The organism is Hyphomonas sp. (assembly GCF_018402285.1).
Classification (GTDB): domain Bacteria; phylum Pseudomonadota; class Alphaproteobacteria; order Caulobacterales; family Hyphomonadaceae; genus Hyphomonas.
The window spans coordinates 332,485-344,163 of the sequence record NZ_JAGYJH010000004.1 but is presented as its reverse complement, the minus strand read 5'-3'; the positions used below and the strand labels follow the sequence as shown (position 1 = coordinate 344,163).

The window sequence follows — 11,679 nt, the reverse complement described above, 5'->3', positions numbered from 1 at the left end:
CGCCCGCGCCGGTTCCTGCAATACGTGCGGAGGCAAATGGCGCCCCCGCCCCGCCCGCCAATACGCCCTACAAAAACGGCCATGCGGCTCCGCATGCCGCTGTGTCCGCCCCGCCTCCAGCAGGCCTCGACCCCATTGCGCTCGTCCGCTCGATCATCTCCGAAAAGACCGGCTACCCGGAAGACATGCTCGAAATCGACATGGACCTTGAAGGGGAACTTGGCGTCGACTCCATCAAGCAGGTCGAAATCCTCTCCACACTACGTGACCGCGTTCCGGAGCTTCCGGAAATCGATCCTGAAAAATTGGTCGAACTGCGCACGATCGCTGCCATTGCTGGCATGCTCGGCAACGCGCCCACTCCGGCCATTGCGCCAGACGCGCCGGCTATACCCCAGCCTCGAACTGCAGCGCCTGGCGCCGCTTCGGCAAGCAGCGTCTCTTCAGACATCGTCCGGGCCCTGATCGCTGAGAAAACGGGCTATCCGACAGATATGCTCGAAGACGATATGGACCTTGAAGGCGAACTTGGCGTCGACTCCATCAAACAGGTCGAAATCCTCTCCGCCCTGCGGGATCGCTACCCCTCCCTGCCGGAAGTCGATCCCGAGCAGATAACCGAGCTGCGCACCATCCGGAAGATAGCAGATTTTTTTACATGAGGGATGGCGGGCAGGCTCCCGCCACCCCACTATCGGCTCCGCCTGACTACGCACGTCCCGCCTACCCGTGCGACGTTCGCCCGGCGCGCTGGGAAGCCGTCATTCCTGCGCCGCAACAGCCTGTACGTTTACCGGTAGAGATCACAACCGCCGAGCCCGCCTGTGCCCAAGCGCTCCGGACAGGTCTCGAAACTGCAGGCATTGCGGCGACACTTGTGCAGTCGCCGAGCGGTAGAGCAGGTACAGTCCTTTTTACCGAAGGGCTGACAGATACCGCAATGACCGTCCGCCACTGGGTCGCTCTGGATGCGTGCCGCAAGGCGCCGAATGCGGGCGCAGCCCTTGTGCTCCTTCAACGAATGTCTGCCGACACAGGCCTTGAAGGTCTCGCGCGTGCCCTGCGCCGTGAATGGCCAGACAGCGCTGCCGTCAGCTGGACGCTTCTGGGCAATGTATCGGGCGAGATGCTCGCTCCCTGGCTTACTCAACCGGGCGAAGATATCTGGATTTCACCTGATGGCACCGCCCGCCGCGCCACCCTCGGTCCCCTGCTGACCCCGTCGCCCTTGCCAGCCTCTCAAGCCGGTCTCTGGCTCGTCACCGGCGGCGCGCGGGGCGTAACCGCCGCCTGCGCGATTGAACTCGCTCGCCAGTCTGGCGGCACATTCATTCTCGCTGGCCGCTCTGCCGAAACACCCTGGCCAACAGGCATTCGGGAAACCACCGACCTCAAAACCCTCCGGGGCCTTATGGCGAGCTCAGCCGTCAGGCACGGAGAAAAGCCCTCTCCCGCCGAGATCGACAAAGCTGCGCGCACCGCGATTGCGGGGCTCGAAATCCGCTCCACACTGGCGCAGATCAAGGCAACCGGCGCTGACGCCCGCTATCTGCCCATGGACACCTCAGACGCAGGCTCGGTGACCGCCGCTCTCGCGCATATCCGCCAACGCTATGGCGCCATTTCCGGTCTTGTGCACGGCGCCGGCGTTCTGGCAGACCGGCTGGTGGAGGAAAAAACCGAGGCTGAACTGCGCCGCGTCTTTGCCACCAAAGCAGAAGGCCTCTTCCACATCCTCTCAAACATAGACCGCGCCGCGCTGCGCCATGTCGGCCTCTTCTCCTCTGCTTCGGCTTTCTTCGGGAATCGTGGCCAGTCAGACTACGCCATGGCCAACGCCATCCTTGCCAATGCCGGCCGCGCCCTCCATGCAGAACTCCCCGGTACTCAGGTCAAAGTGTTCGACTGGGGCCCATGGGAAGGGGGCATGGTCGACGCCACCCTCGCACGCCACTTCAAGGAAAAAGGCGTGCCCCTCATACCGCTCGGCGAAGGCGCCCGCATCTTCGCCCATGAACTCCTCGCCGGTGACCCCTCCGACGTCGAACTGATCGTCGGCACCGTCTGGAGCAACACATGAGCGTGTTTGAACTCATCGCCATCGTCGGTGAAGGCTGCGTCCTGCCCGGCGCAAACTCGCCCAACGCCCTCTGGGACCTCGTGGAGCACAAGCGTGTCGTCACCCAACGCGTCTCCCCGGGGCGTCTGGGCCTCTCAGATCGCGGCGTCAGAAATCCCGCCTGGGCCTCAGGTCTGATTGACGAGGCAGCCGGCGATGCAGCAGCCAGCCTCGATCCTGTCTGCCGCTGGCCCCTTACCGCCGTCATGGATGCCTGGTCTGCCGCCGCCACCGATCACGTCGCCCCGGAGCGCCGCGCGGTCATCCTCGCCAACCTCCTCTATCCCAGCCGCGCCAAAGCCGCTTACGCCGCCGATATCTGGCGCGATGGTCACACTAGCCGTCCCCTCACAGACACCCTCAATTCCGGCTTTCCGGCCAAACACATCGCCGACGCCATCGGGGCCACGGGCCCTGTCCTTGCGCTCGACGCAGCCTGCGCCTCTTCGCTCTACGCTCTTGAAATCGCTTGCCGCAAACTCGCCGCGCGCCAGGTCGACATCGCCGCCGTCGCCGCCGTCAATGCCGCCGACAACCTCATCCTCCATATCGGCTTCAGCGCCCTGAAAGCCTTGAGCCCCACAGGCCGCTCTCGCCCCTTCATCGAAGGCGCAGACGGTCTGGTACCTTCAGAAGGCGCCGCCGCCGTCGTCCTCAAACGCCTCAGCGATGTAAAGAAAGGCGAAACGGTTCACGGTGTCATTCGCGGCATCGGCCTGTCCAATGACGGCCGCCGCAAAGGCCTCCTCGCGCCCGACGCCGCCGGCCAGACAGAAGCCATGCACCGCGCCTATGCGCAGGCTGACATTGATCCCTCCACGATCCAATATCTCGAATGCCACGCCACCGGAACCTCTGTCGGCGACAGTGTCGAGATCGCTTCCTCCAGCTCAGTCTTCGCCGCCCGCCGCCTGCCCATCGGCTCCCTGAAAGCCAATACCGGTCACCTGATTACCGTTGCCGGCCTCGCAAGCGTCCTGAAGCTCACCGCCGCCATGCGCCGCGAAACCCTCCCCGCCATGCCGCTTGACGGCGCCGTCCTGCACGCACTCACCGGCACCGGACTCGCGCCCCTCTCCACTGCCGAGCCCTGGACGAGCGAAGATACCCCCCGGCGCGCAGCCATCAGCAATTTCGGCTTCGGCGGCAACAACGCCCACCTCATTCTGGAACAATACCAACCCAGCACAAAATACGTCACCGGCGCCCGCCCTGAAACTAACCCGCCGGACGACATCGTCATTTGCGGCATCGGCCTCCTGGGCGGGCCGGACCGGGGCGAACGTGGCGTCCTCCGCCGCCTGATGAACGCCCCGCTTCAGAGCGCGCCCGAAACGCAAACCGTCAGCGTCGATCCGATCCGCGCCCGCACACCCCCGGCCGATCTTCTCCGCGCCGAGCCTCAGCAACTCGCCATCTTCGAGACCGCCACCATGGCGCTCGAAGGTATCTCCCGTCCCGCGCCCGAAACCTGCGGTGTCTTCACCGGCACAGGCTGCGCCAATAACAGCGCCCGCTGGAGCCTGCGGGAACGGATCGCCTCTGAAGGCACCTCTTCGCCAGAAACCCTCAACGCTATCGCCCCGCCCCTCGTTGCTGCCGACGTCCTCGGCGCCATGGCCAACATGACCGCAAACCGCCTCACCGTCTCCGAAGACTTCCGCGGCCGCGGCTTTGCAATCGCCGCTGAAGAAGCCTCCGGCCTCGCCGCCCTCGACGCCGCTTGCGACGCCCTGCGCCGAGGCGACCTCGACCTGGCCATCGTCGCGGCTGCCGACTTCGCCACCGAAACGGTCACCGCCTCCCACACCCCGGCTCCGCCCGGCGACATGGCCGCCGCCCTCGTCCTCAAACGCCGCTCAGATGCCGAGGTCGCCGGTGATCCTGTCCTCGGCACAATCAGCGCCATCGACTGGGGGTCCGTTACCCCCGCAGACGCAGACGCGCGCCTCATTCAGTCCGCCTATGGCAGCGCCCCCATCGCAGCGCCCCTCTTCGATCTCGCCGTCCGTCTCGCCCTTGCCGCGCGGGGTCTTGCCCCGATGGCAGACGGCTCCATCGCCGCCCCCGCCCTTGCCCACGCCATCCCCGCTTTCAGATCATCCGCGCCCGCCACCGCGACATCCCCTGGCCTCACCGTCTCGATCACGCCTGCCCCCGTCCGTCCGTCGCCGGACATGCTCCGCCCCACGCCCCAGCTCTTCTGGGCTGCCGCAGCTAGCCGCGCCGCCCTCGCCAGAAAACTGATCGCAGGCAAACAGGGCGGCAGCGGCAAACACCGGATCGCCCTCCTCTCCCACACTGAAGAAACCCTCCTTGAACGTCAGAGTTACGCCGCAAGCGCGCTCGCCGTAAATGCGGCCCCGGAAGGCGAAGGCATCTTCTATGGCGCAGGTGAGCCCGATGGCGAACTCGCCTTCGCGTTCACGGGCTCGGCTGCCTCCTATCCCCGCATGGGCCGCGGCCTCCTCGCCGCCTTCCCGGACGTCGCCGCAAAGCTCAGTGACATCCCCGCCGCGCAGGCCATGACGCCCCTCCTGGCGAAATCCAGGCTCACGGAGTTCGAGCAACTCTGCGCCGTCAGCCTGCTGACACAGGCCCACACCATCCTCCTGCGCGACGTGCTCGGCCTCGCGCCGACCGCCGCCCTCGGCCTTTCGCTCGGCGAAAGCAACGCCCTCTTCGCCTTCGGCTATTGGAAGGACATGGGCGCCCTGCTGGACGATATCGCCGGCGCGGCCATGTATGAACGCCATCTGGGCGGAGACTTCGAAACAGCCAAAGAGGCCTGGGGGCCGAACGTCCCCACAGATTGGTCAAACTGGCGCCTGCGCGCGCCCATCGCAGATGTCCGCAAGGCGGTAGCCGCCCATCCCAATGTCGAAATAACGATCATCTATTCGGATATGGACGCGATGATCGGCGGCCCGGCTGAGGCGTGCCGCGCCGTCGCAGACTCCCTTGGTAAAGACGCTGGCGCGCTGATGCATCAGCATCTGATCGTTCATGCCAGCGCCATGGCGCCCTTCGCGGAAAAATGGCGCGAGCTCCACACCCGTCCGGTCTCCCGCATCGAAAACGGCCCCCGCCTCTACGCCAACGCCATCAACGCCGCCTACAAGCCCACCAAGGCCAAAGTTGCCGCTATGCTCACCCGGCAGGCCGTAACCACCGTCGACTTCCCCGCCACGGTGCGCCAGGCCTGGGAAGACGGTGTGCGGACCTTTATCGAACTCGGCCCCCGCGACTCCCTCACCCGGAGCATCGCGCTCACCCTGAAGGACAAGCCCCACCTCGCCATAGCAACGGACGAGATCGAAAGCGGAGATCTCGCCCATATCGCGCGCCTGGCCGCCACACTGTTCGCTGCAGGATACGCCATCCGAATAGACACGGTCTCGGCCCGGCTCGACGCCGCTCGCGCCCACCCCTGGGCCGCGCCCAAAGCTGCCACCGTCACCCAGCCGGCAAAATACGAAACACCCGTTGTGCCCAAGCGCAGAAAGTCGGCTGCGCCGCCCGGTGCCCCTGCCCGCTGCCCCTGCCCGCTGCCCCAGTCCTGCCCCCGCTCGTCTATGCAGGCATGACGCCCCCGCCTGCCCCTGACGGCCCGGTTCCCTTCCCGCCTCCCCCGGAGCGCGACAGCCCTGCAGCCCCAAACGGGCGCAGCCCGCCCTGCCCCCGCCCTCCGGCGTCGTCTCCGGCCGTCAACCGCTCGCCAGGCGCGCGCCCACTGGCAGGTCCTGGGACCGCCCCGCCATCGAGGCCGCCTCGCGCGGCCCTATGTCTGCCCTCTTCGGAGACGCTTTCGCCGAGCAGGACCAGTACGCCCGAAACGTGCGTCTGCCTGCCGCGCCGCTCCTCCTCGTTGACCGCGTCACCGGGATTGACGCCGCGCCGCTCGTCGATGGCAAAGGCGTCATCTGGACCGAGACAGACCTCACCGCAGATCACTGGATGATGCAGAACGGCCGCATCCGCCCCGGCCCTCTGATTGAGTGCGGCCAGGCAGACCTAACCCTTATCGGCTGGATGGGCGCAGATCTCCGTAACCGGAATGACCGGGTCTACCGCCTTCTCGGCTGCGAAATAACCTTCCATGAAGGCGGCCTGCCAGAAGCTGGCGAAACGCTCAAATTCCAGATCGAGATCACCCAGCACGCCACATTCGGCGGCGTGCGGATGTTCTTCTTCCAGTACGACTGCGAAGCCGGCGGTCGGCGCGCCTTCTCTGTTCGCCAGGGACAGGCAGGCTTTTTCACCGACGCCGAGCTCGCTTCGGGAAAGGGCGTCGTCTGGGACGCTGCCAGCGATGACCCGCCCACAGCACACCCCGCCCCGGTCAACACCGTCCGCGCCAGCCGCAAACCAGCCTTCTGCGCCGATGACGTCTCCGCCTTCCGCATGGGCGACGCGTTCGCCTGTTTCGGCCCAGGCTTTGAGCTTTGTGCCGCCCAGTCCTTCCCGGCCCACCTTCCCGGCGGCAAGCTCACCTTCTTTGACGACGTTCCCGAATTTGATCCCGCCGGCGGCCCCTGGAAGCGCGGCTATCTCAAGGCCCGCGCCAGCACGCCGAAAGACGCCTGGTTCTACGAGGGCCACTTCCACAACGATCCCTGCATGCCCGGCACGCTGATGGCAGAAGCTGGCGTTCAGGCGCTCGAATTCTATGCTGCCGCCCTCGGCCTCACCCAGGAACGCGATGGTTACGTTTTCGAGCCCGTCCCGGGCGAAACGGCAAAGTTCATCTGCCGCGGCCAGGTCATTCCGGATACGGATCACGAGATCACATATGAAGTCTTCATCGATGAAGTGATCGATGGTGAAACGCCCAAAGTCTTCGCAGCGCTCCTGGCCAGCAGTGACGGCAAGAAGGTCTTTTATTGCCCTCGTTTCGGCATTCAGCTGCGCCGGCAATGGCCTGCCCCGCGCGTTTCGCCCGCGCCCATCCGCACAGGTCCCGAACATGAAAGCCGGGGCGATTATGCCGCCCTGCTTGACTGCGCCAATGGCGCGCCCTCCGCCGCCTTCGGAGAGATGTACCAGCGCTTCGACACCGAGGGGAAAGTGCCCCGCCTGCCCCAGCCGCCCTATCACATGATGTCACGCGTCGTGGCTGCCACAGACCGTCCCGGCGTGCGCCGCGCCGGCGCCTCTATCTCGGCCGAATACGATATCCCGCCCGACGCCTGGTATTTCGCGGACAATCGCAACGGCGAAATGCCCTTCTCCGTCCTCTCCGAAATCGCGCTCCAGCCCTGCGGCTGGCTCGCCAGCCATTGCGGCTTTGCCCTCGATGGCGGCGACCGCTTCCGAAACCTCGAAGGTGATGGCCGCGTCTATCGCACGCTCGGTCCCCGAGACGGGACAATCTGCGTCGATACCACCCTCTCCTCCTTCTCCAAGGTCGGCCCGATGACCATCGTGGCGTTCGACCTGAAAGGGCGCCTCAAATCCGGCGAGCCGGTCATCGACCTTTCCACCCGCTTCGGCTTCTTCCCCGCTCAGGCCCTCATCCGACAGGCAGGCCTGGGCGCAGGAGACATGGACAAATCCTGGCTCGCTCTTCAAGGTGACGCGGGAGACCTGACGCCCCGCGATCCCCGCATCGCTGCTGGCCGGCTCCGTATGCTCGACCGCGTCGACTATTTTGACCCCGAAGGCGGAAAAGCCGGCCTCGGCCTCGCTCGCGCCCGGCAAGTCATCGATCCCTATGCCTGGTATTTCAAAGCCCACTTCTTCGGCGATCCCGTTCAGCCCGGCTCCCTTGGCCTCGATGCCATGGTCCAGCTCCTCACTCGCGCCAGTCTCCTCAAGGGCTTCGCGGCGGAGACCGCTCATGTCGAGACCCTCGCTGCCGGCATGCCGGTCAAATGGTCCTATCGTGGCCAGGTCACGCCCGAGAAAAAGGAAGTCATCACCGTCATGGAGATCACCGAAGTCTCCGGCGACGCTTGCCGGCGCATCGTTACAGGCCGCGGCTCGCTCTGGTGCGATGGTCTGCGTATCTATGAGGCGAGCTGCATCTCGATCGCCATTTCGGCTCGTGACTAGTCCAGCTGCAGCCTCCGCCCCATCAGATCCCGAAGCGCCCCGCTCCTGCTATGTTCTCCAACTCCCCAAAGTTGAGAATTTTCTGCCTTCTCAAACTCCCCTCGACTTCCGCAAGAAAGCAAATGCGCAAGTGACACCGGCCCGGATACGCTCCGCCCACGAATAATCAGGAGTAATTTCTCTCCACACGCGAAGTTGGACAGAGGCAAAGTTCTGTCTGCGCAGGCTCCAACTTCGGCGCGTCCCGCCAAATGCTGTGCCTATACAGGCGGAACAGCGCTGGGCTCACTGTAGAGCAAACGACCGGAAGACAATATACCTCAATAAAACAATGCATTAACGGCCTTAATGAAATCTGCTGGCGGAAATCCTGTTTATTACCGCCTTGTATTGCCGCTCCTGAAGTATTGTGGCTTTACTTGCTATAGTGTCAGGGCGTGACAGAGCCTGTCCGCCGAGCGGACCCAGGCCAGCAGAGGCGGTAGAATGGCGGTCGACTCCGTGCAGTCAGGCAGCAGCAGTGTCTCCACGGCAAGGCGATATCGCCGGGCCGACGGAGCCGCTTTGCCCTTTCTGCCCTATGGTCTCGTGCCCATCGCCGGCCTCGCTGCCCTTCTCCTTCTTGGCTGGACCGTCATCGCCCAGACCACCGTTCAGGGCACAGCGCTTGCCGCCGCCGAACGTGCCCTGGCAGAGTCCGGTGAAAGCTGGGCCCGCGCGGAAGCCTCCGGCCAATGGATCCGCCTGGAAGGCTCGCCCCCTTCGCCCGAGGCCGGCGCCCGCGCGGTTGCGGCCGTCAGAAACGCCTCTGCGCCAACATGGCTCGGGAATGCCCGCCCCGTCACCCGCGTGACCACAAACTTTGGCGCCACAACGCCCGCCCAGGCCAATTCGATCACCGCCACGCCGGGTGGTGGCGCAGACCCGGAATTCCTCTTCCGCCTCACGGCTGGCACCCTGACCCTCAACGGCAAAGTGCCCTCAGAAGCGCTGAAGACCGATCTGGGCACCAGAGCAGAAGCTCTCAAATCGGACGATCACCTTCTCGATGTCATCAACAGCCTTGAGGTTACCGGCGGTGACGGGCCTGTCGGCTTCGAAGACGTCGCCAATCGCGGCGTCGACACGCTCGCCCAGTGCAGTTCCGGCACAGCGACCTTCACCGAGAGAACCTTCAGCCTCCGCTGCGAAGCAGACGACGAGAAAGTTGATACGATCCGCACCGCTGCCAATGCAGGCCTTCCACTTGGCGCTTTCGGCAAGATCGAAATCCTGCCCCGGAAAGCCGTTGCCAGCTGCGAGGAAGACCTCTCGCGCCTCCTGGAAGCGGCCCGGATAGAATTCGCGCCCGGTAGCGTCGTCCTGAATGTGGCCAGCGGGCCTGTGCTTGATCTTGCCGCAAGAGCGGCCAGCGATTGCCCGGGAACGCTGCGGGTGGAAGGTCATACCGACGACACAGGCAACCCGGCCTTCAATGACCAGTTAAGCCTGCGCCGGGCACAAGCCGTCCGCGCCGCCATGATAGAGCGCGGCGTCGCTGCAGACCGCCTCGTGGCTGCCGGCCTCGGACAAAGCCGGCCCATTGAAGATAACGCGACTGAAGACGGCCGCGCCCGCAATCGCCGCATAGAAATTCGTATCGTCAGGCCCGGCGAATGACCCCCCGCCTGCTCACCCCTAGCGCCCCGACTGGCGGAGATCGTCCATGTGGTTCCTGATTCTTCAGATCTTCTTCTTCATGTGCATCGCTGCTGCACTTGGGGCCGCGCTTGCCTGGTGGTGGCTTCGCCGGCGGTTCGTAGATGTCACCGAAACTCATGCCGAACTCACACGCCAGGTGGAAACCGCCATCGCCGAAGGGCGGGCTCTGAAAGCCACAGATGTGGATGCGAGTCTGGCGACGGCGCTCGCCGGCTACAAGCCGCCCCAACCTGATTTCCAGCCCCTTCAGGACCGACTGGAGCGCCTTGAGGCGCATGTTGCGGCGCCCGATCCCGATGCTGGTCTCCTCAAGGAGCGCATCGGCTCGATCGAGCAGGCTGTCTCGACAATTTCGGCCTCGATTGCATCCCTGAGAAGCATCCATCTGGAAGGCATCACCCAATCCCTGAAGGATGTGACCGAACGGGTCGAGAGCATTCAGATGCCCGACATTGAGACCGTCCATGCCCGGGTTGCCTCGCTCGCAGACACGGTCACCGCAAGCAAGCCCGATCTGTCCCCCCTGCAGGAGCGTATTGGTGCGCTTGAAGACCGCATTGCAAACTTCAAAGTTCCGGACGTAGACCTCGGCCCGGTCCATAGCGGTCTGGCCCGTCTTGATCTTACCCTGTCAGAACTGCAGCCGCCTGAAGTCGATCTCCGGCCAATCGAAACCCGCCTTTCCAAACTTGAGGAACTCCTCGAGACGCAAGACCAGAAGGAAGCCTTTGCGGCGCTCGCTACGGACGTTTCCCTCATCAATGCGGAACTCGAAACCATGTCTGGAGGCATCACCACGGTCTCCTCCGACATCGCCCGGGTTTCGGGCGATGTCGCGACCGTCAGTGCGGCACTCAACCGTCTCGAGATACCCCAAGCCCCGGACCTCGATCCGATCTACCACCGGCTTGCAGATATTGATGCTTCGCTGATGGATCGCTTCGCGCTCGTCCAGGAGTCCATCTCTGCTGCCACCCCGCTCAATGACGCCCTGATCGCCACCCTGGCCGGGATAGAATCCGATCTTGATGTAGTCGCCTCCCGCCGGGGACCTGACCTTGAGCCTCTGTTTGCGCAGCTCGCGTCACTGGACACGTCCGTCAGCACGATCCGCAACGAGTTACGCGGCCAGACGCGGCTGGAGACGATTGAACGGCGTCTGATCTCCCTTCAGGACGCCGTCCAGAACCCTCCCTCCACGGAAGTCACGCGAGAAGATCTGACGGCGCTGGAAGACCGGCTCACCTCCATCGAGTATGGCATCACCGCCCTCCACCACATGCTCCGTGGGCGCGGTGATGTTTCAAGAGGAAATGCTGACCATGAAGGCCCGCGCGCCCGCGCGGAGGCGGCAAACCATGAAGCCCGCTCCGCCGCGCGCACAACCCGCTCCTTGCCAGCTCTTGAAACCCAAGCGCAGGTTGCCAGGAAGGCCGAAGCCATCGCCAAGGCGCGCCGGCCCGATGATCAGGCAAACCTTCTGACACACGCCGCGTTCGGCGAAGGCGATGACCTCGCCCGGATCGTCGGCGTCGGGCCGATCCTCACCGAACTCCTGCACGATGTTGGTGTGTTCTACTTCTGGCAGATCGCCGAATGGAGCGATGAGGACATCGACTATGTCGATGAAAAACTCCTCCACTTCAAAGGCCGGATCCAGCGTGATGACTGGGTTGGCCAGGCCAGGGCCCTTTGGGAACTGCCCGGTGCTGCGCAGCGCCCGGAGAGTGATTGATCTGCCCCTGCGGAACGGGTTGGCGGGCCGGGGCAGAGACGCCTAATCTGACACCAGACAGGCAGGCATG

6 protein-coding genes and 1 pseudogene are annotated in these 11,679 nt (G+C 64.6%); all 7 read left to right on the top strand.

Annotated elements, in window-relative coordinates; all coding sequences use genetic code 11:
• Positions 1-185: 185 nt before the first annotated feature.
• A pseudogene (locus KG722_RS15475) lies at positions 186-287 on the top strand (phosphopantetheine-binding protein); the annotation flags it as partial.
• 207 nt (positions 288-494) lie between these two features.
• Positions 495-662 (top strand): acyl carrier protein, encoded by a 168-nt coding sequence (locus KG722_RS15165; RefSeq protein ID WP_300998446.1) that lies wholly within the window; start codon positions 495-497, stop codon positions 660-662.
• A gap of 278 nt (positions 663-940) precedes the next feature.
• Positions 941-2,080 (top strand): SDR family NAD(P)-dependent oxidoreductase, encoded by a 1,140-nt coding sequence (locus KG722_RS11340; protein ID WP_213271885.1) that lies wholly within the window; start codon positions 941-943, stop codon positions 2,078-2,080.
• Entirely contained in the window at positions 2,077-5,706 is a 3,630-nt protein-coding gene (locus KG722_RS11335) for a beta-ketoacyl synthase N-terminal-like domain-containing protein (RefSeq protein ID WP_213271884.1), read from the top strand. Before KG722_RS11340 ends, KG722_RS11335 begins: the two co-directional genes overlap by 4 nt.
• A gap of 196 nt (positions 5,707-5,902) precedes the next feature.
• Positions 5,903-8,173 carry a hypothetical protein gene (locus tag KG722_RS11330; RefSeq protein ID WP_213271883.1) on the top strand — a complete coding sequence of 757 codons (2,271 nt, stop codon included), beginning with the start codon at positions 5,903-5,905 and terminating at the stop codon, positions 8,171-8,173.
• A 486-nt stretch (positions 8,174-8,659) separates the two neighbouring features.
• Positions 8,660-9,832 carry an OmpA family protein gene (locus KG722_RS11325; RefSeq protein ID WP_213271882.1) on the top strand — a complete coding sequence of 391 codons (1,173 nt, stop codon included), beginning with the start codon at positions 8,660-8,662 and terminating at the stop codon, positions 9,830-9,832.
• 46 nt (positions 9,833-9,878) lie between these two features.
• On the top strand, positions 9,879-11,609 hold the full coding sequence (locus tag KG722_RS11320) for a hypothetical protein (protein ID WP_213271881.1): 1,731 nt from the start codon (positions 9,879-9,881) through the stop codon (positions 11,607-11,609).
• Positions 11,610-11,679: the final 70 nt, after the last annotated feature.